The organism is Nostoc sp. (assembly GCF_036917675.1).
Classification (GTDB): Bacteria; Cyanobacteriota; Cyanobacteriia; order Cyanobacteriales; family Nostocaceae; genus Nostoc.
Genome location: NZ_JBALCT010000050.1, coordinates 54,506 through 75,427, shown reverse-complemented (window position 1 = coordinate 75,427; position 20,922 = coordinate 54,506). Strand labels below are relative to the sequence as shown.

The window sequence follows — 20,922 nt, the reverse complement described above, 5'->3', positions numbered from 1 at the left end:
CTCTTGCCTTAACCGAACAGTATTGCCCCACTCACCACTCACCACTCCCCTATCTATCTATGCAGACTCAAAAACCATCCGTCAGTTTAATTCGGGCTACATCTTACGAACGAGAGGCTTTACGAGAATCCTTAGTTATTCTCCTGGAACCATTTGGAGCAATGGCAGCGTTTGTGAAAAAAGGCGATCGCGTTTTACTAAAACCGAATCTACTTACAGGGTCACGTCCTGGTAAAGAGTGTATCACTCGTGCCGAACTAGTTTACGAAGTTGCCCAGATGGTAATTGAGGCTGGCGGTAAGCCATTTTTGGGCGATAGTCCGGCTTTTGGCAGTGCTAAGGGCGTAGCAGTAGCAAACGGCTATCTGTCTATTTTAGAAGAACTCAATCTTCCCATTATCGATTTTCACGGTCAGCGTTACCAAACCGTTAGTGACAATTTCAACCATTTGCGGCTGTCTAAAGAAGCAATGGAAGCAGACGTAGTGATTAACCTACCTAAAGTGAAATCACATATGCAGTTGACATTAACACTGGGCGTAAAAAACTTGTTTGGTTGCGTCCCTGGCAAAATGAAAGCTTGGTGGCACATGGAAGCCGGAAAAGATGCGAATAGATTTGGTGAAATGTTAGTAGAAACTGCCAGGGCAATTAACCCTAACTTAACCATATTAGATGGCATAATCGGTCATGAAGGTAATGGACCCAGCAACGGTGAACCTCGCCAACTTGGCATTTTAGCAGCCGCATCAGATATATTTGCCTTAGATCGGGCAATGGTAGAAATCCTCAATGTTTCTCCTGAACAAGTGCCTACAGTTGCAGCTTCCCAAAGACTAGGAGTTTGTCCAGAACTTGCTGCCATAGAGTTTCCGCATTTAAATCCTGACTTATTAAAAATAGAAGATTGGCGGCTACCAGACAAGTTGATGCCCATCGATTTTGGTATGCCTCGCGTAATTAAGTCTACGTTTAAGCATCTTTACACCCGATTTATCAAGGAACCAACGAGTGTTTACCGAAGGGAGTAGGGAGTGGGTGAGCAAGAATTTTAGATTTTGAATTTTAGATTGAAATTTAATCCAAAATTTAAAATCCAAAATCCAAAATTGAATTACCCAATCCCGAATTTGCAAGTGCAAACTTCGTTACAACAATTTCATTTATTAGCAGATTAATCTGTAATTACCCTCCGATTGCTTAACCAGACCGCCCTATCATACGTTAGTGGCGGTTTTTTTAGCTGATTAATTTGTCATAGCAGTTCCCATCTGCATGAAGTACATATCAAAACCTCACCTCCAATCCCTCTCCTTAATAAGGCTACGGTGTACACACAAGTCGAAAAAAGCTCGATTTTCCATTGTTCTCTGGTTCTCTCGTTCCCATGCAAAGCTAGGAATGGCTGATTAGGGGCTACTGCCTCCAGTGAGACATTCAGCCAGAGACTCAACGAATGCATTCCCATACTCCGTATGGGAACGAGGGAAGAAGTTGGGGGTTAGGTTTGAGAGAAAATCGCACATGGCGTAATACCCTGCAATGCCAATGCATCAGCTGACAATGCCAATGCGACTTATACTACATCGATATCTCTAAACACGTAAGGCATAATTCATTTCTGAAGATGTCTACTATACCGATCGCCTTTTTTACAGTTATTTTCAGGTAAATAGACTAGGCGGAGTGAAGATTGCACATTGCCTCAATGCAATTTTATACAGGCTACATTATTAATAGCTCAATTTCTCTGCTGCGCGTCCAAGCAGCAACTCGTTGTCAGCTAGAACCGCAGAACTGACAAGCATTTTTACTCTACCTATATATAGATTGACAAAATTGCTGTGATATTACATAGATTTGAAAATTGAAATTCTGAAATATTTGTTTAGTGGTATTACTGAATCCATGCTGCACAAAACAGTTGAGGTATCTGTATTTATTCGGTAGTTATGAGTGGTTACAAAAATCATTCCTACCAGTTTCTTCTTTTGTGTCAAATATTTTTGTGTATATCTACTATACAACAATCGAAAGCAGCGATAGATATTCAGTGAAATTGCTAATTTGTGTTCTGTATCACAAATTAGCAATTTCAGTAAAATGACCTTATCAAAGGCGTTGCAGAATGATATAATCATAAAGTATCGGACAAATACATTTTGCTAATTAATCTTTAAGCAGCGAAAAAATGTAATTTATGATGCTGTTAAAGTTGGGTTTGCGTATGCGAACTGTTACACCATACAGGGAAACATCTGAAAACATTAATCACAAAATAAAACATGATTTGTTGACTTGTAATTTGGTATTAAGAATTTCATGTATGAAAACGCTATCATGACAGTTGTAAAACTGGTTTAGCTTGTACAATGCTAGACATTTTACAATTGAAAAATAGCTAAAATAGCATCAAGACTCTCATTGAGAGAGTAGACCTGCACAGTATTACGAATAACTTCAATTTTGTATGAATTCAAATAGCCAGTCTGCCAATTCTGCCGACACATATTCCCAACGTTTGGCAGACATTGTGGGAACTGCGATCGCTCTGTTAACTCTCACCCTACCCGTATTTGTTATCGCCCACTATTCTTCAACGAATGTTGAAAATAACCAGCAACCCCTAATCCAAAACCTCCAAGGAAGTAAAGATTGATAAAGCTTCCCAGTAGCATTTCGCCAGCAGGAAAGCTAGAAAACAGATTTTGAGACAATCTCTGTAGATTTGGATTTAGCTTATCAGGAATAAGCTGAATCTGTATTGTGTGACTCCGGGTTTCAGTTGTCTTGACAAAGTAGTGGCAGAAATGCCTCTAACAGCAATCAAGGGCGGAGGATATCCATAATACCCTCTTGAAAAAAGCGTTGCGAAGTTTCCTCGCAACGCTTTTTCCATTTCAAGGGGAGTGGGGGACAAGGGGATAAGTTTCTTCCTTGTCTGTTTCCAATGCCCAATGCCCAATGCCCCATCCCGTAGAATAAATACCTTGGGAAGAGATCCATATTGCCCTAAAATTCTACACGGGGAGCGAAGCTGAGTTCCCTGATGATTCACTGTTACCGGAGGAGTTTTTTTGTGGACTTATCTCGTATTCCTGCCCAACCAAAACCGGGTCTAATCAACGTTCTGATTGAAATTACTGGCGGAAGTAAAAATAAATACGAATACGACAAGGAACTAGAAGCTTTTGCTCTAGACCGAGTACTTTATTCTTCGGTACAATATCCCTATGACTACGGCTTTGTACCCAATACTTTGGCTGAAGATGGCGATCCCCTAGATGGTATGGTGATCATTGACGAGCCAACCTTTCCAGGCTGTGTTATTGCCGCACGACCGATTGGCTTTTTGGAGATGATTGACGGAGGCGATCGCGATGAGAAAATCCTTTGTGTTCCTGACAAAGATCCGCGCTACACTCAAGTAAAATCACTGAAAGACCTAGCGCCACACCGTTTAGATGAAATTGCCGAATTTTTCCGTAGTTATAAAAATTTGGAAAAAAAGGTGACTGAAATTCTCGGTTGGCAAGATGTGGACAAGGTTGCAGCTTTAGTAGAAAAATCCGTTAAAGCTTATAGAGGATAATAGAAGAGTTAGGAGAGACGCGATTAATCGCGTCTGTACAAGAGTTAGGAGTTAGAGACGCGATTAATCGCGTTCCTAACTCCTCACTTCTCGCTCCTCACTCTAATAACTTTCGCTTGTTACGGAACGCAAAAACTGCCACTAATCCCAAACCAAATGCAGCGTACTCTCCTTTTGGCAAAAATTCATAACTGCACCCTCACAGGGGCAAATATCAACTACGTGGGTAGTATCAGCATTGATGAAATCCTTTTGGAAAAAGCTGGTATCTTACCCTATGAGCAGGTGCAAGTAGTTAATAGTGCCAACGGTCAGCGCTTTATTACCTATGCGATCCCGGCTCCAGCCCATTCAGGAGTCATTGAATTAAATGGGGGTGCGGCACGTCTGGGCATTATTGGCGATCGCTTGATTATAATGACTTACGGGCAGTTCACTCCAGAAGAGTTAAAAAGTTACTCTCCTACGGTAGTCATTGTGGACGAAAAAAACAGGCTGTTGGAAGTGCGGCGCTACGATGACCTGCTCACTAAGGTCTAATTTCAAGGAAAATGTCAAATTTTGAGTTGTCGGGTTCCCAGAGCTACATACCTATCTGAAAAGTCAGCTACCATGCCAAGTAGTCCAGCAAGTGAATTTATCGTGCAATTCTGGGGTGTAAGAGGTTTGATTGCCACCCCAAGTAGCAACACCAATCGTTATGGTGGTAATACCGCTTGTGTAGAAATACATGTAGCTGGGAAACGCTTGATTTTTGATGGCGGTACTGGCTTACGCATACTGGGTAAAACTTGGCAACAACTGCAACAGCCACTAGAAGCCCATTTATTTTTTACCAACTGCCAAGCAAATCGGATTCAAGGGTTTCCCTTTTTCGCTCCCGCATTTATTGGGGAAAATTGTTTTCACATTTACGGCACAGCTGCCTCAAATGGAGCCTCAATCAAACAATGTCTGTATGACCAGATGCTCCAACCACACTTTCCTTACCCTTTACAGGTAATGCAGTCGGAATTGCAGTTTTACAATCTGACTCCAGACAGTGAGGTGAAGCTAGATGATGTCACCATTACAACCGCATTAATCAATCAAACTCAGCGCTCAGTTGGCTACCGAGTTACTTGGCAAGACTATAGTGTTGCTTATGTCACGGATTTGCACCAGAATGCAGATCAAGTGGAGCGAGAGCGGATTTTACAATTTATTAAAGGCGTTGACTTGCTGATTGCCAATGCCACTTACACTCCTCCTACGTCTCACAATCATGACTCTGCTGATTTACTCTGGCAAGCTGCGGTGAATGCAGCTCTAAATGCAGGCGTCCAACGGCTAGTCATTTCTCATCATCACCCAGATGACCATGATGATTTTCTTGACCGGGTTCAAGTCGATATTAAATCTGCTTTTCCTCAAGCAATACTAGCCCATGAAGGTCTAGTTTTAACTGTTGGTAAGTAGATTTAAGGTAAATTTCGGCATCACTCAGCCCAAGATGTTATTTCATGTCCGCCAAATTACCCATAATAAAAGAACCCCACCCCCAACCCCTAAGAGCTTGCGGGGAGGGAAGACAAAGCACAGCTTTGGCTCTTTGGAGTTATTCGGGTTTAATAAGCAATCAAACGGACATAATATTATTTCAGCATTACGCGGGGTTAGCTAAGACAGATGCTTTAATGATTACGGCAACTGCTGCCGCTAATAAACGAGGTGGAGCCTCACAGGGGGCATTCCCAGCCTCTGGCTGGGAACGAGAGAAAGGTTATTCTAGACTGGCTTTCAGCTTAAGTTGACACCAGTAACAGATGTGCGGCTCTACGAATTATTTTGCAATTCGGCTGTGCGGATTGAAAGCTGCTGTGTCTGATTACCCCGTTGCACTTTCACCTGTAATACTTGACCAAGACGACTGTCTTCCACAAAGTTCTGCAATTGTTCAGCACTGGTAATAGCTTTACCATCAACTTGAAGAATTACATCCCCGCGCCGGATACCGGCAGATGCGGCGGGAGAATTTGGGACAACTCGCATCACAAAAACACCATTAATTTCTGGTATCTGAATCGGAGAGTTGGGATCAGTGTTATTTTCCTTGGCAAGATCAGGTGTCAAAGTTAGCATTTGCACGCCTAAATATGGGTGAGCAACTTTACCATCACGTTGCAGTTGCGCGGCGATCGCTTTGGCTTTATCGATGGGAATGGCAAACCCAATACCCATCGCGTCAGGACGAATGGCTGTGTTAATTCCAATCACTTCACCTTGACCATTTAATAGTGGACCGCCAGAGTTACCAGGGTTAATGGCGGCGTCTGTCTGAATAAAGTCTAAGCGTTTGTCATTAATACCAACTTGGGCGCTGGAGCGTTTGAGGGTACTGATAATTCCCAAGGTAACGGTGTTATCAAATCCCAAAGGATTACCAACTGCGATCGCCCAGTCTCCTACTTGGACATTACTGGAAGAACCCAAGGGCGCAACTGGCAAATCGTTACCAGCATTAATCTTGACTACTGCCAAATCTGTGACTTCATCAATACCTTGAACTTTCCCTTCAAAGGTGCGGCCATCTTTGAGCCGGACTGTTACTTTATCAGCCTTATCGACCACATGAGCATTAGTCAGAACTAACCCGCTCTTGTCAATAATGAAACCTGAGCCTAGACCGCGCAACTGCTGCTCAGAAGGCATCTGTTGGGAAAACCCGTCACCAAAAAACCGACGGAAAAAGGGGTCTTCCGAAAATGGATCAACGCGACGAGTAATTGTCCGCTCAGTATCAATTCGGACAACTGCTGTGCCCACACGATTCACTGCTGCTGTGACAAAGCTAGTGCTACCGATGGCAGCACTAGCTGGTGATTGCCGTTGGACAGCTAGTTTTGAAGTATCAAGAGCAGTTACTCTGGGTGCTGGTTCGGCTTGGGAGGGCAACACTTGCAATGTACTAACCATTAGTACAACTCCGAGCGCGATCGCTAAAACATGAGTAGTAAGTTGACGTAGAGATCGGGATATTTTGGGAAATCGCATAATCACAGCCAACATTCTTATAAGCCTAATTGTTGCTTAGTCGTGACAAATCTATATATAGTTATTTTTACCAAGATAAACTAACTTTTGAACAAGATTTTATTCCGACTGGTTGCGCCTAGCGGGGGTAAAGAGTTGATAGCTGAGTGGGGAGTGAGGGCAGCAGGAACGGTTGGAGATACTTGTAATTGTTTGACAACACTTTGCAATAGTTGGTCTTGTCCAGTCCGCAAACCCGAGAGATTTGTCCCCCGGTTGATAATCGCAAACCAAACTAAACCGCGATCGCGTGTGGGCATCACTCCTGCTAAAGCGCTCACATCCCGGAGGGTACCAGTTTTGATCACAGTAGCAAGGGGAATGTGTCTGGAGTGCAGTGTCCCTCGGTGATCAAATCCAGACATCAGGAACAAGTCAGCTAGATTTAGTTGATGGGTAGATGCCTCAACTTGAATAGCCATGAGCATGGCACAGATAGCCCTGGGGGAAATGCGATTTTGGGGGCTAAGTCCAGAACCATTGATTAACTGAATTTCCATTTGTGGCACCCTCGCAAGGCTGGCGGCGGTTGATTGCACCACATTTGCTCCCCCTACTGAGTCTGCCAGCATCTCTGCCATATCATTGTTACTGTAAACGTTCATTTCCTTGATTAGTTGCTTCAAGGGCAAGGAGCGATGACGCAGTAACAAAGTTTGTTGAGCGTTTGGTTGGGCTTCAACCTTCACCCCACCTGTAATCACAACTTGAGGTTTGGGCGTTCCCTTCGGCATAATTGAGTACGTGTAAATAGCGGGGCGGCCCCAAGTCGCACGATTTAGTGTTTGCTTGAGCATCAGACCCGCTAGCATCGGCAGACGTTGGAAATTCATGGCAAAACTGCCAGTAATGATCAAATTTCCTTTTACCTGCTTGATGCCCATTTTATTGAGAGTATTACCAAGAGCGATCGCTTCTTCCCAAACAAACAAAGGATCGCCACTGCCTGTAATCACCAAATCGCCCTGCACAACCCCATTTACCACTGGGCCAGTGACGCTAACCAAAGTATCAAATTGGTAATCTGGCCCCCAAGTTTTCAAAGCAACTAATGTCGTGGCAATTTTGGTTAATGAGGCAGCCGGCAGAGGTGTTGTACCTTGGTGATTTGCCATCAGCATCGGCCCCGATTGCATCCAAATTCCCTGACTTTGGGCCAGATTTGGGGCTACCACTTTTGATGTGATCAACTTTTTCAGATATTCCTGCACCGTAGTCGCCCCAGCTGGATTGGGATCAGGGGCAAGAACTAAGCCAGGGCTACTTTGCCAAGTCAATGCATCTAAGGCATCTAATGGCTTGATTTGTACTCCGGCCATTTCCAGCCAGAGCGACACCAAACCTGAACCCAATAATTCCAGCATGTTTTATTCCTCTGTTAGGATTCTAATACGTTGTTTCCTGTGCTAATATACAAGCTTTTTGACGATAATCAGTATTGAGCCATAATAACTGCTGTCTTTCTCATCTGTAAGTAGGGTGAATTATATTGTTTTCGTGGCTCCTTTGACCAGAAAGCGAGACGCAGAGCAAATGGCTTTAGACATGGGGATAAGTCGGACGTGACAATAGGACGCCGTGAAACGATTGCGTAGCTAAAGTAGGTTTTAACGGACTATAATCGAATGGCACTAAGATCAAGCCCAAAGCCTTGTGTTACCTCGTTAAGAGCCTTCAGGCTCTTAATGTGTTCCCAGAGGGCTGCTGCCTCTGGTGAAGAAAGGGGAGGCGGAGCCTAGTGCCATTCGACTATAATCTTTTCTCAGTCGTCTTGAGACGACTTTCGCTATTAGACTCAGAATTCATTCTGAGGCGGGCTAGATGAGAATGAAATAGCCCTGAGAATGAAATACCTCACCCTGGTTTTACTACGTAAAACCTGTCCCTCTCCTTAGTAAGGAGAGGGATTAAAGATAAGACAGGATGAGGTTGAGACTGTATTGCACTAAAGTGAGAACCACTATAGTCTCTGAGGATTAAGCACTCTTAAATTAGCTTTGATCCAAGCGCAGTACTGCCATAAAGGCTTCCTGGGGTACGTCCACAGTACCTACAGATTTCATCCGCTTTTTACCTTTTGCTTGCTTCTGTAATAGTTTCTTCTTCCGGCTGATGTCACCACCGTAGCACTTGGCTAGCACATCTTTCCGCAAGGCGGGAATGTGTTCACTGGCGATCACTTTACTGCCAATAGACGCTTGAATTGGCACTTTAAATTGATGGCGGGGAATTAGTTCCTTGAGTTTTTCTGCCATTGCCCGCCCGACGTTGTAAGCTTTATCTCGATGCACAATCATCGCCAAGGAATCCACCGGATCACCGTTAATCATGATATCTAGTTTCACCAGAGGATTTTCACGGTAGCCAATCAGGTGATATTCCATGCTGGCATAACCGCGCGATCGCGACTTCATCTGATCAAAAAAGTCAGTCACAACTTCCGCCAAGGGTAGCTCATAGGTAAGTGTGGTTCGTCCTTGGGTGAGATATTTCATATCTTTGAAGATCCCACGGCGATTTTGTGACAACTCCATCAAGCTGCCCACATAGGTTTCCGGCGTAATCATCTCTACTTTGACGTAGGGTTCTTCAATTCTTTCGCGATCATTGGGAGAAGGTAAGCGGCTGGGATTATCGATGTACAGTTCCTCACCTTTCAGGGTAATTACCTTATAAACCACCGAGGGGGCTGTAATGATTAAATCTAGGTTATACTCTCGCTCTAGACGTTCCTGGACAATTTCCATGTGCAGCAAGCCTAAGAACCCGCAACGGAAACCAAACCCCATCGCGCTCGAAGTTTCTGGTTCATAGTGCAGCGCCGCATCGTTGAGTTCAAGCTTTTCCAGGGCTTCCCGCAAGTCTTCAAATTGGTCAGCATCAATGGGGAACATCCCACAATAAACCATCGGGTTCGCTTCTGCATAACCTGGTAAGGCTGACTCTGCTTTCGCCTTACTGAGGGTAATTGTGTCTCCTACCCTGGCATCAGCTACAGCTCTAATTGCCGCTCCCAAATAGCCTACTTCTCCAGCGTGCAGTTCTTCAACTTGCTTTTGCGTCGGAGAAAGGACACCTAACTCATCAATTTCAAATTCTTTACCGGATGCCATTAAATGGATGCGATCGCCTTTTTTCACGGTGCCATCCATCACCCGGAAATACACAATTACTCCCCGGTAGCTGTCGTAATAGCTATCAAATATTAAGGCTCGTAAGCGTTCATTTATCGTATTGGGTGGTGGCGGTATGCGCTCGACAACTGCTTCTAAAATCTCAGCAATACCAATTCCTTCTTTAGCAGAGGCCAGAATCGCCCCACTGCAATCTAGACCGATAATTTCTTCAATTTCGCCAATAACCCGTTCTGGTTCTGCCCCTGGCAAATCGATTTTATTCAAAACCGGGATAATTTCCAGGTTACTCTCTAAGGCTAAATATACGTTTGCCAAAGTTTGCGCCTCCACACCTTGGGACGCATCTACTACCAATAGCGCTCCTTCACAAGCAACAAGAGAGCGGGAGACTTCATAAGAGAAATCCACATGTCCAGGGGTATCAATTAAATTCAGCACATACTGCTGACCATCCTTAGCTGTGTAGTTCATCCGGGCAGCTTGCAGCTTAATTGTAATGCCGCGCTCCCGTTCCAGATCCATATTGTCGAGAAACTGTTCCTTCATCTGTCGGTCTTCAACAGTACCAGTAGCTTGCAGCAAGCGATCGGCGAGGGTTGATTTCCCGTGGTCGATGTGAGCAATAATACAAAAATTGCGAATGCGAACTGCGGGAACGTCAGTCATATACTATCTTTGCCTTAGCAGCAACCAAAGTTAAAAGAGCAATTTACTTAATGTATTTTAATGCTTTCTTAGCCAAGACGCTCCTAGCTTTTAGTGGGGAGTGGGGAGTGGGGAGTTATTCCCCATGCCCAATGCCCAATGCCCCTCTTCACCCCCCCTTTAACTTTCGATCTAAATAGGTGGACTTTTAAGAATATTATGAAAGTCTATTTGTCGCTGCTAGTATTCAACAGCTAGGAGCGTACAATGAATGTAAATAAGTACATGTCGGGATCATGTAGGGATAATGGGCAATTGCGACTTGTAATTACACATTATCGCCGATTTACCGACAAAAGTTCTAGAGCCATTGTTTAGTCAGTTATATGAAAAATGTGATTTGAAACTTAAGGCTGTTACTTTAGTGCTATTTTGGGGAACCATGTAATTGTGCCCTTGAAGGTTTTTCAGTGAATTAGCCCAAATGATCAATATAACTACTTCACAAAGCTTTAGACAAAACCAATTCAGAGTATATAAACCTATGAATATGCAAGAGAAAACTACCGAAGCGGAAAACACACGAGCGGAAAAGGTAGAAATTGCTGTCCGCCTAGACTCCAAGTTACTAGAGCAAATTCAGCATCTCACTAATGATCCAAGTAAAGTGATTGAGGTGGCGATTCGCCAGTGGTTGCGAGGTGAAATTCTCAGAGATGATGAATTGACGCGCACCCCTGTGCGTACCCCTGTTCCTCCTCGCGGTGAATGGAACGATTAACGCCATCAGTCATTTGTCAATACAACTTAAAAAAGTGAAGTTTGCCAATTTGGATTTCAAAACACCAAGAAATACACAATAAAAAACAAAAAAGCTGTAAAAATTTATGCGAGAATTTGAGCAGCTTTAGTAAAATTACGGTCGGATACCCTTTGTTTATCCAACTCAATTAATGATTATTACTGCCAATTCCCAATTGCCGAATTTATTTTCCCAAAATCTGGAATCTATTACCAGTAAAACTGATGGCTCATTACCAACTCTAGGAGCTGAGTTGGTGTATACGCAAGATGGGGCAGGGCGCTATCTGACCTTTTGTTGGCAGCATAGCGAACTCCTGGGGTTAAATACCGAAAAAATAGTTGACGATCTGAACGAAATCCAAACCTTTGCCCCAGTTGATAAGGTTACTTATTTGGAACGATTGCACCGAATTTTGATCAGTTTGGTGCCAGAAAGGTTTCAGTGTTGGTTTAGCTACCACCAGGAATTATTTGAGTTGGACTTAGTGATTAGTCCGATTATGCCGAGTTTGGGAATGTCTGCCACTACAGTTTTAGTGATGGGACGGTTAGTGCAAGCGACACTCAACAAAAAACAAGTGGGTGTGGCATCAAAAACGCCCACACAAATAGAGTTGGCAATACGATCACAGCAACACCAAAAACTGATAAATCGGATTACCAGAAATATTCGGCGGACATTGGATTTAGATATTATTTGGCAGCAAACAGTTGACAGTTTGGGTAAAGCACTGCGACTAGAGCGCTGCATTATTTGTCCTTATCAGCCCTCAAGCTCAAAGGTAGAGGTGAAGGCTGAGTATCGCCAGCCAGAACTCAAATCAATGCTTGGCTTAGAAATAGATATAGCTTCTGACCCTGCCTTTGCTCATGTCTTGGCAACCCTAGAACCAGTTATGATGGAAGTGCCTGGATACACGGAGTCTGGGCGGCAGAAAACTTTGGTAGTTGCGACTTGCTATCAAGACCAGGCCAATGGATTGGTTGCCTTGAATTGGCAGGATGAATGCTATATATTAACAGAATCGGAATTAGAACTGGCAAAAGAAGCAGCAGATCAATTGGGAACTGCGATCGCACACGCTACTTTATATAAAGAATTAGAAGCAGCGCGTCAAAAAGCCGAAGAAGCTTCCCGCCTCAAAAGCGAGTTTCTGGCTAATGTATCCCATGAAATTCGTACCCCCCTCAACGGCATGATTGGCTTCTTGAAGCTGATTTTAGAAGGGATGGCAGATGACCCAGAAGAACAAAACCAATTTTTGGCAGAAGCTCACCACTTATCTATACATCTGCTGAATATCATCAACGATATTTTGGACATTGCCAAAATCGAAGCTGGTAAAATGGAGCTAGTTTACGCTCCAGTCAAGCTAGATGAGCTCTTCAGTGCTGTAGAAAATTTCATGCGTCCCCAAGCAGAAATGAGAAACCTCAGCTTCCGAATGCAAATGCCTGCTATCTCCGATGAAATTATTGTCCAAAGCAACTACCAACGGTTGCTACAAGTTATGCTCAATTTGGTAGGTAATGCCATCAAATTTACCCATGAAGGTGGTATCACCGTCAGCGCTGATTTAGTACTCAAAAAAGCGAAGCCGAACTTTCAATGTCAGCAATTTCCTGGCATGGTAAGAGTCCGGGTGGCAGACACTGGCATCGGTGTTTCTTTGGACAAACAAGATAAACTGTTTCAATTATTCTCTCAGGTGGATGGCTCCCGCACTCGCCACTATGGCGGTACAGGTTTAGGACTGGCAATATCGCAGAAGCTAGTGGAGGCAATGGGCGGTGAGGTACATTTTTATAGTCTGGGCGAAGGACTTGGCTCAACAGTCACATTTACAGTGCCACTATATCAACAACCTGTCATGGTTTCATCTATTGATAGCGACTCAGATTATATCGGTTAGAGGGCTGCTTTAATAACCAGGTTTCCTAAATCCTTTTACAGATAATGAAATTAGACAGGTTAATTAGTTATGCCTGTGTTTATAGCTTTTTATTATTAAATAATGATAAAGTTGCCGTAAAAGTTGCTATGCGATCGCAAATAAACCAGTAATACCCAAAACATAGCTTGTTCCTAACCAAGCTGTGAGGTATGCCCTTAAGGAAAATTGGACTAAACTAAATATCAGTGAAGTCAAAGTGATTACGATCAGAGATCAAACAACAGCAAACGTCTTATTTTATCACCAAACAGGTTGTGCATGACTATTAAGATGGAGATCGCAGCACTACTGAGTTCAGTTACTCTAATATTAAGCTTCTAGATACAGCGTTTTTCAGGTAAATGAGGTACACAGGTAGGGGCACAAGATTGTTGTGCCCTGACAATAATCTGTACAGAGGCGCTTGTTGCAATCTACTGTAAGTGTGTAGTAAAAGCGCTGCGCGTGTGAACACAAATGCTAAATGTCAATTAAACAACTGACAAACTAGCTGCAATTGCGTCTAGGATCGATTTAACAAAGCTAATTAGAAAATTTTGGATAATGGTTAATGAGTAACGGCGCATCTGGCACAGGGATCATTATTATTCAATGCCCAATGCCCCATGCCCCATGCCCCATTCCCAATGCCCAATGCCCATCATTAACTTACCCGGTCTAAACTATGGAACTCACAATTGACAACGTTGAAACAGTCTTAGATGAAATGCGCCCTTATCTCATGTCTGATGGCGGTAATGTGGAACTCGTAGAACTCGATGGTCCTGTTGTGAAACTGCGGTTGCAAGGTGCTTGTGGTTCATGCCCCAGTTCTGCAATGACCCTGAGAATGGGTATTGAACGCCGCCTAAAGGAAATGATTCCTGAAATTGCGGAAATTGAGCAAGTGGTGTAAAAGTGAGGAGTTAGAAGTTAGGAGTTAGAAGTTCTCACTCAACTCCTAACTCCTCATTCTTAACTCCTAACTATTCCTATGTCCCATCCTCTCTACATTGCTTTTATCTGGCATCAACATCAGCCACTGTACAAATCCCCTGGTAGCGACGTTTCACTATCTCCGAGTCAGCAGTACCGTCTACCTTGGGTACGTTTGCATGGGACTAAAGATTATTTGGATTTGGTATTGCTCTTAGAGCGGTATCCTAAGTTACACCAAACTGTAAATTTAGTTCCATCGCTGATATTACAACTGGAAGATTATATTGCTGGCACTGCTTTTGACCCTTATCTCACAGCCAGCTTGACACCAGATGAACAACTCACCCAGCAACAGCGCGAATTCATTATCCAACACTTTTTCGATGCCAATCACCACACTCTGATTGACCCCCATCCCCGCTATGCCGAGTTGTACCAGCAAAGGCAGGAAAAAGGGCAAGCTTGGTGTTTAGCAAATTGGGAATTGCCAGATTATGGTGATTTGCTAGCTTGGCACAATTTGGCTTGGATCGATCCTCTGTTTTGGGATGACCCACAAATTGCTGCTTGGTTAAAACAGGGTCGGAATTTTACTTTAAGCGATCGCCAGCGCATTTATTCCAAACAACGAGAAATCCTGGGCCGCATTATCCCCCAACATCGGAAAATGCAGGAGGCGGGGCAGCTGGAAGTTACTACCACGCCTTACACTCACCCGATTTTGCCCTTGCTAGCTGATACTAACTCCGGTCGGGTAGCTGTGCCCAATATGACACTACCTCAGCAGCGATTTCAGTGGGCAGAAGATATCCCCCGCCACTTGCGGAAAGCTTGGAACTTTTATAAAGACCGCTTTGGACAGATACCTCGTGGTTTGTGGCCTTCGGAACAGTCAGTAAGTCCGGCAATACTTCCAGATATTATTAACCAAGGATTTAAGTGGATATGCTCAGATGAAGCCGTGTTAGGGTGGACGCTGAAACACTTTTTTCATCGGGATGGGGCGGGGAATGTACAGCAACCAGAACTGTTGTATCGACCTTATCGCCTGCAAACTGCCGAGGGTGACTTGTCAATTGTGTTTCGTGACCACAGATTATCAGATTTGATTGGCTTTACCTACAGCGCCATGCCAGCAAAAAAGGCGGCTGCGGATTTAGTGGGACATTTGCAAGCGATCGCTAAAATGCAAAGAGACAGTCAAAGTGAACAACCTTGGCTAGTTACTATCGCTTTGGATGGGGAGAATTGTTGGGAATTTTATCCCCAAGACGGCAAACCCTTTCTAGAAGCTTTGTATCAAAGTTTGAGCGACGAACCCCATCTCAAACTTGTCACCGTCTCCGAATTTCTGGAAGAATTTCCAGCCACAGCCACCATTCCCGGAGAGCAACTACATAGTGGTTCTTGGGTGGATGGCAACTTCACCACTTGGATCGGCGATCGCGCCAAAAATCGTGCTTGGGATTATTTGACAGCAGCAAGGGTTATGCTCGCAAGTCATCCCGAAGCGACGGAAGAAAACAACCCAGAAGCCTGGGAAGCATTGTATGCCGCAGAGGGTTCCGATTGGTTCTGGTGGTTTGGTGCAGGACATTCTTCAAATCAGGATGCCATCTTTGATCGGTTGTTTCGAGAACACCTGTTTGGCATTTACAAGGCATTAAATGAACCTGTACCGCCATATCTCAAGCAACCAGTGGAAATCCACCAAGCACAGACAAACCACGCCCCACAAGGGTTTATTCATCCCGTCATTGATGGTAAGGGTGATGAACAAGATTGGGACAAAGCTGGACGGATAGAAATCGGCGGGGCGCGGGGGACGATGCACAATAGCAGCGTCATCCAGCGACTTTGGTATGGCGTGGATCACCTGAATTTCTATTTGCGGCTAGATTTTAAAAGTGGCGCTGCACCAGGGCAGGATTTGCCAGCAGAGTTGAATTTGCTGTGGTTATATCCAGAAAAAACAATGGTCAACAGTCCAATTCCCTTGGCAGATGTACCAGATGTACCCCCACTTAATTACCTTTTCCACCATCTTCTAGAAGTTAACTTGCTGACGCAATCGATTCAGTTTCGGGAAGCTGGAGACAATCATCAATGGCATCCCCGTTTCAGTCGCGCTCAAGTAGCAATAAATAATTGTTTAGAGTTAGCAGTACCGTGGGCAGACTTGCAAGTTCCGCCAGATTATCCCCTGCACCTGATTTTGGTGCTTGCAGATGAAGGCCATTTTTGCAACTATTTGCCAGAAAATGCTTTGATTCCGATTGAGGTGCCTTAGAAAATAGCTAGTAGGGGCGTACATCTATCATAAATGTCAACTTCAGGTGAAAGCCAGTCTAGAACAAGTTTTTAGAGATTATCTCTGACTGGGAATGCTCTTTGGGAGGCGGGAGCCTCCCGTCTCAGCAGCAGTCCCATGAGGCCATTTACGGTTTATCGAATAGCCCAAAGAAACCTCACCCTGGTTATGCTACGCAAAACCTGTCCCTCTCCTTAGTAAGGAGAGGGATTAAAGTCAGGACAGGGTGAGGTTTTGGAGGACTTTTGGGTAATTGGATAACTTGTGTGTACACGGTACCTTTTTAGGAGAGAGGTCAAAGCGTATTGCATACAAACGATAAGTGCTATAAATTTTATAAATCTTTAAAAAATTTGTTCTAAGCGTTGGAAATCGCGCTGCACTTCATACCAAAGACTCTTGTTATGGGGGTCTGTCTTCAGAGCTTTTTTGAGATAAATCCTGGCTTTGAGTAGCTGATTTTCGGTAATTAGTGCCCGTCCCCAAATTTGATAGGCGATCGCTAGCCATTGGCGGACTTCTGCATCTGTTGACAAACGATCTGCTAAAGCTTCCGCCAGGGCGATCGCTTGAGGAAATCGTCTTTCTTGCAAAAATCGCTGCAATTGGTCATAAGTCTTCCACTTCAGCCGTTCTTCTATTTCCAACAGATTAGGCGGCTTTAGTCTTCCTGATTGTTGGCTTGTCACCGTTGTTACTGGTGTTTTCGGCCACTGCGTTGCCTTGGCATCATCACGCCCAGTTGACACCTGACTTGAATGTGCAGCTGTTTCCTCTGGCAGTACTACCGTCAGTAGGAGTTTATAAGCCTCTGTCAAAGCAATAAACTTATCTTTGGCTTTGTTGTCGTCTGGGTTGATATCGGGATGATATTGCTGCGCCAGTCGTCGATAAGACGATTTGATGTCAGCAAAAGAAGCTCCCGACCTTAAACCCAATAAACGGTAGCAATCTCCCAGATCCATCTTGAGCTATGAGCTATCGAATATCCAGCTTGGGGCTATCAGCTATCTGCTTTCAGCCTAAACTATTAATAATAAGGGCTAATTTGCGATTTTAAAGTTCAATGTTGACAGTTTGTTTAAGGAAGGGGATTGGGGAGTGGGGAGAGACGCGATTAATCGCGTCTGTTAGGAGTTAGAATTCTTCCCATGCTCCCTCATCCCCCCTCATTCCCCCTACTCCCCTGTTATTACAGAGGTTCGTTCTTCAATCACACGGTCAATTAAACCGTATTGTTTTGCCTCTTCGGCAGACATGAAAAAGTCACGATCCATATCTTTTTCAATCTTTGCTATGGTCTGACCCGTTTTATCGGCATAAATCCCATTGAGCTGGTGACGAATCCGCAGAATCTCTCTAGCTTCAATTTCGATATCGCTTGCTTGTCCACGGGTGCCACCTGAAGGCTGGTGAATCATAATCCGTGAGTGAGGCAATGCTAGCCGTTTGCCTTTGGTGCCAGCTGCTAGCAGGAAAGACCCCATTGACGCCGCTAAACCCACGCAAATAGTCACTACATCTGATTTGATATGTTGCATGGTGTCAAAAATAGCCATGCCAGATGTAACCATTCCACCAGGGGAATTGATGTAGATGTAAATATCTTTACCTGGATCATCTGAGTCCAGATACAGCATTACAGCGATAATTTGATTGGCAATTTCATCATCAATATCTCGCCCCAAGAATATAATCCGTTCTCGGTAAAGGCGATCGTAGATGCTAATCCAATCTGTATATTGTCCTCCGGGCATCCGGTAAGGAACTTTAGGAACGCCTATAGGCATAATTTACTCCGTTTTTAATAGTTTGGGGGGGATGGGAGAGTTAGGAATAACTCATAACTCCTGTACAGACGCGATTAATCGCGTCTCTCAGCACTCAGCACTCACTAGAGGACACCGGCAGGGAGTGGGGGATTGGCGAGTTCTTCTTTCTCAAAAACTCGGTCAATCAGTCCATATTCTTTCGCTTGGTAAGGTGTTAGATATAACAGCCGATCCATATCTTTAATAATTTTTTCTGGAGGCTGTCCGGTAGTGCGATGCAAGATATCAACTAACGCCCCTTTGTTTACCAAAACTTCCCTAGCGCGAATTTGAATATCCGTTGCTTGACCTTGGGCGTAGCTCTTGGGCTGATGCAGGATAATCGAGGAGTGAGGTAAACTAGCGCGACAACCTTTTGTACCAGCACTGAGGAGCATTGCTGCCATGCCCATCGCGGAACCGACGCAGATGGTGTGGATAGGAGGTTTGATATATTTCATGGTATCAAAGATGGCGAAGGCTTCGGTTTCAAAGCCAATGGGTTCGCCACTGTAACCGGAAGTGCCGGTGGAGTTGATATAGATTTTAATCGGCTTTTCGGGGTCGTCGGACTGCAAAAACAGCAATTCAGCCACTATTAATTCGGTGACAGCAGGCACCAGTGGCATCCCAATATAGACAATTCGCTCCTTCAACAAGAGGGAAGGTAAATCTGGCGGTGGTGTCCGGTAGAAGTTATCGCCGTAATATGGGGCTTGAACAGCCTTAATTGGGGAAATGTCCATAGCAACTGATCGCCTGAAACTATGCCGTTAACTGTAATACATCCTAGCGCGATGCACGCTTGACTCAAGGTGCGGATTTCTCCCTAATGCTTAAGGCGGCTTCGCATCTGCCAATGCTTCGCTTCTAAGATATTCTGATTTTGACACTCTTAGGTCTAAAGACACTGAGATTCTTTAATCAACGAGCCAACTTTTTAAGGGGGTTGGGGGATCTATAAATGCGTAAGTCCTAAAAAAGAAAGAGCGTGAACACGCCAGGGATGAAAACGATTTAAGGCGTTTAAAGCCAAAATTGTTCTAACTGTGGCGAGAAAGTGAAAAAATCTTTGTCCACGAGAACCGATGTTTGCCCTCATTGTGACTACGTGGAGGATAGAGATTTGAATGCTAGCATCAATATTTTAAGATTAGGATTGAGTACGGTAGGGCATACCGGAATTTACGCTACAGGAGATTTGCCCTCTTGGGCGGTTGGCGCATGCCTGCCGTCTAACGGCGAGTCTGTGAATGTAGAATCCCCATGATTCCGAATAAGTGAGCGTAGCGATACTTATTCAGCCAGGGGAGTGTCAAATTAGTGTATTTGTGTTGGATAGGTTTTCCGTATAGTTAAAGTAGTGCTTTGAAGTTATTTATAAAAATGTATATCCGTAATAAGGACTTTGAGTTATGAAGGTTAGTTTGCAGCCTGCCTTGAATGATGGTAATTTGGACGCGAATCAACTGAATAGTCAACGTCAGTTGGGAATTTCGATTTCAGCGATCGCAGAGGCTCAAGACCGCAATGTACCACTGAATTTATGCTTAATTCTCGATCATAGTGGTTCGATGAATGGGCGATCGCTAGAAACGGTCAAAAAAGCAGCAAATCGTCTGGTAGATAGACTTAATCCTAGCGATCGCCTCAGTGTTGTAGTTTTCGATCACCGTGCCAAAGTCTTAATACCTAGTCAAAGTGTCGAAGATCCAGAGAAAATCAAGCAGCAAATTAATCGCCTATCTGCCGATGGTGGAACTGCGATTGATGAAGGACTGCGCTTGGGGATTGAGGAGTTGGCGAAGGGAAAAAAAGATACTGTTTCCCAAGCCTTCCTGTTAACCGATGGGGAAAATGAACACGGTGATAACAATCGCTGTTTGAAATTCGCCCAATTGGCTGCTAGCTATAATTTGACTTTGAACACTTTGGGATTTGGTGACAATTGGAACCAAGATGTTTTAGAAAAAATTGCTGATGCTGGTTTGGGTACTTTATCTTACATTCAAAAACCAGAAGAGGCAGTAGATGAGTTTAATCGTCTGTTCAGCCGCATTCAAACAGTAGGATTGACTAACGCTTATTTGTTATTGTCCCTGATGCCCAATGTCCGGCTAGCAGAACTTAAACCCATTGCTCAAGTTTCTCCAGACACAATTGAGTTACCACTGCAACAAGAAGCTGATGGACGTTTTGCTGTGCGGTTGGGAGATTTAATGAAAGATGCAGAACGGGTAATCTTAGCTAATATTTATTTGGGACAATTGCCAACCGGTGAACAAACGATCGCTAATGTGCAAGTCCGCTACGATGATCCAGCCGCTAACCAGGTAGGTTTATTTACACCAAATATCCCAGTTTACGCCCATGTAGTCAAAAATTATCAAGCAGACCCCAATCCCCAAGTACAACACTCTATTTTAGCATTAGCTAAGTATCGCCAAACCCAGCTAGCCGAGACGAAATTGCAACAGGGCGATCGCTCTGGTGCAGCGACGATGTTACAAACGGCTGCTAAAACTGCCCTGCAAATGGGAGATAAAAGTGCGGCGACGGTGTTACAAACTTCTGCTACCCAGTTGCAAGCTGGACAAGATTTATCCGAAAGCGATCGCAAGAAAACTAGAATGGTTTCCAAAACAGTTTTGCAAGATACCCCTCCGCAGTAAACTCA

Annotated in this window: 15 protein-coding genes and 2 pseudogenes; 11 read left to right on the top strand and 6 right to left on the bottom strand. The window is 44.2% G+C overall.

The window, feature by feature from the left end:
• The first annotated feature begins 59 nt into the window (after positions 1–59).
• The 5 genes and pseudogenes from V7K31_RS17810 to V7K31_RS17790 all read left to right on the top strand — a co-directional run bounded on the left by V7K31_RS17810 (position 60) and on the right by V7K31_RS17790 (position 5,050).
• Positions 60–1,031 (top strand): DUF362 domain-containing protein, encoded by a 972-nt coding sequence (locus V7K31_RS17810; RefSeq protein WP_335095721.1) that lies wholly within the window; start codon positions 60–62, stop codon positions 1,029–1,031.
• Positions 1,032–2,470: 1,439 nt separating this feature from the next.
• Positions 2,471–2,659 carry a hypothetical protein gene (locus tag V7K31_RS17805; RefSeq protein WP_334944383.1) on the top strand — a complete coding sequence of 63 codons (189 nt, stop codon included), beginning with the start codon at positions 2,471–2,473 and terminating at the stop codon, positions 2,657–2,659.
• Between the two features lie 420 nt (positions 2,660–3,079).
• Positions 3,080–3,592: an inorganic diphosphatase gene (locus V7K31_RS17800; RefSeq protein ID WP_334831161.1), complete on the top strand. Its 513-nt coding sequence runs from the start codon at positions 3,080–3,082 to the stop codon at positions 3,590–3,592.
• A 156-nt stretch (positions 3,593–3,748) separates the two neighbouring features.
• Positions 3,749–4,132 carry an aspartate 1-decarboxylase gene (gene panD, locus V7K31_RS17795; protein ID WP_335095720.1) on the top strand — a complete coding sequence of 128 codons (384 nt, stop codon included), beginning with the start codon at positions 3,749–3,751 and terminating at the stop codon, positions 4,130–4,132.
• A gap of 11 nt (positions 4,133–4,143) precedes the next feature.
• Positions 4,144–5,050: pseudogene (locus tag V7K31_RS17790) on the top strand (MBL fold metallo-hydrolase).
• Positions 5,051–5,407: 357 nt separating this feature from the next.
• Here V7K31_RS17790 and V7K31_RS17785 read toward each other — a convergent pair.
• The 3 genes from V7K31_RS17785 to lepA all read right to left on the bottom strand — a co-directional run bounded on the left by V7K31_RS17785 (position 5,408) and on the right by lepA (position 10,467).
• Positions 5,408–6,625 (bottom strand): HhoA/HhoB/HtrA family serine endopeptidase, encoded by a 1,218-nt coding sequence (locus tag V7K31_RS17785; RefSeq protein WP_335095770.1) that lies wholly within the window; start codon positions 6,623–6,625, stop codon positions 5,408–5,410.
• Between the two features lie 80 nt (positions 6,626–6,705).
• Positions 6,706–8,028, bottom strand: coding sequence for a D-alanyl-D-alanine carboxypeptidase (locus tag V7K31_RS17780; RefSeq protein WP_335095718.1), 1,323 nt, complete (start codon positions 8,026–8,028; stop codon positions 6,706–6,708).
• 627 nt (positions 8,029–8,655) lie between these two features.
• Positions 8,656–10,467 carry a translation elongation factor 4 gene (gene lepA, locus V7K31_RS17775; RefSeq protein WP_335095717.1) on the bottom strand — a complete coding sequence of 604 codons (1,812 nt, stop codon included), beginning with the start codon at positions 10,465–10,467 and terminating at the stop codon, positions 8,656–8,658.
• A gap of 523 nt (positions 10,468–10,990) precedes the next feature.
• Here lepA and V7K31_RS17770 point away from each other — a divergent pair.
• From V7K31_RS17770 to V7K31_RS17755, 4 genes are all read left to right on the top strand, one after another.
• Complete coding sequence (locus tag V7K31_RS17770; RefSeq protein WP_334944363.1) at positions 10,991–11,227, top strand: hypothetical protein; 237 nt, start codon at positions 10,991–10,993, stop codon at positions 11,225–11,227.
• Between the two features lie 172 nt (positions 11,228–11,399).
• Entirely contained in the window at positions 11,400–13,163 is a 1,764-nt protein-coding gene (locus tag V7K31_RS17765; RefSeq protein WP_335095716.1) for a sensor histidine kinase, read from the top strand.
• A gap of 706 nt (positions 13,164–13,869) precedes the next feature.
• The gene (locus V7K31_RS17760) at positions 13,870–14,100 is read left to right on the top strand and encodes a NifU family protein (RefSeq protein WP_012408256.1); all 231 of its coding nucleotides are present in this window, start codon (positions 13,870–13,872) and stop codon (positions 14,098–14,100) included.
• A 78-nt stretch (positions 14,101–14,178) separates the two neighbouring features.
• Positions 14,179–16,413, top strand: coding sequence for a glycoside hydrolase (locus V7K31_RS17755; protein ID WP_335095715.1), 2,235 nt, complete (start codon positions 14,179–14,181; stop codon positions 16,411–16,413).
• A 365-nt stretch (positions 16,414–16,778) separates the two neighbouring features.
• Here the strand turns inward: V7K31_RS17755 and V7K31_RS17750 are convergent, their stop codons facing one another.
• The 3 genes from V7K31_RS17750 to V7K31_RS17740 all read right to left on the bottom strand — a co-directional run bounded on the left by V7K31_RS17750 (position 16,779) and on the right by V7K31_RS17740 (position 18,991).
• Positions 16,779–17,399 carry a J domain-containing protein gene (locus tag V7K31_RS17750; protein WP_335095713.1) on the bottom strand — a complete coding sequence of 207 codons (621 nt, stop codon included), beginning with the start codon at positions 17,397–17,399 and terminating at the stop codon, positions 16,779–16,781.
• Between the two features lie 213 nt (positions 17,400–17,612).
• On the bottom strand, positions 17,613–18,224 hold the full coding sequence (locus V7K31_RS17745) for an ATP-dependent Clp protease proteolytic subunit (protein WP_335095711.1): 612 nt from the start codon (positions 18,222–18,224) through the stop codon (positions 17,613–17,615).
• Between the two features lie 104 nt (positions 18,225–18,328).
• Positions 18,329–18,991 carry an ATP-dependent Clp protease proteolytic subunit gene (locus V7K31_RS17740; protein ID WP_196517261.1) on the bottom strand — a complete coding sequence of 221 codons (663 nt, stop codon included), beginning with the start codon at positions 18,989–18,991 and terminating at the stop codon, positions 18,329–18,331.
• 284 nt (positions 18,992–19,275) lie between these two features.
• Between V7K31_RS17740 and V7K31_RS17735 the strand changes: the two are divergent.
• Together V7K31_RS17735 and V7K31_RS17730 are read left to right on the top strand one after the other, a co-directional pair.
• Positions 19,276–19,515, top strand: a pseudogene (locus V7K31_RS17735) (zinc ribbon domain-containing protein); the annotation flags it as partial.
• A 145-nt stretch (positions 19,516–19,660) separates the two neighbouring features.
• Positions 19,661–20,917 (top strand): vWA domain-containing protein, encoded by a 1,257-nt coding sequence (locus tag V7K31_RS17730; protein WP_335095709.1) that lies wholly within the window; start codon positions 19,661–19,663, stop codon positions 20,915–20,917.
• The last annotated feature ends 5 nt before the right edge of the window (positions 20,918–20,922 follow it).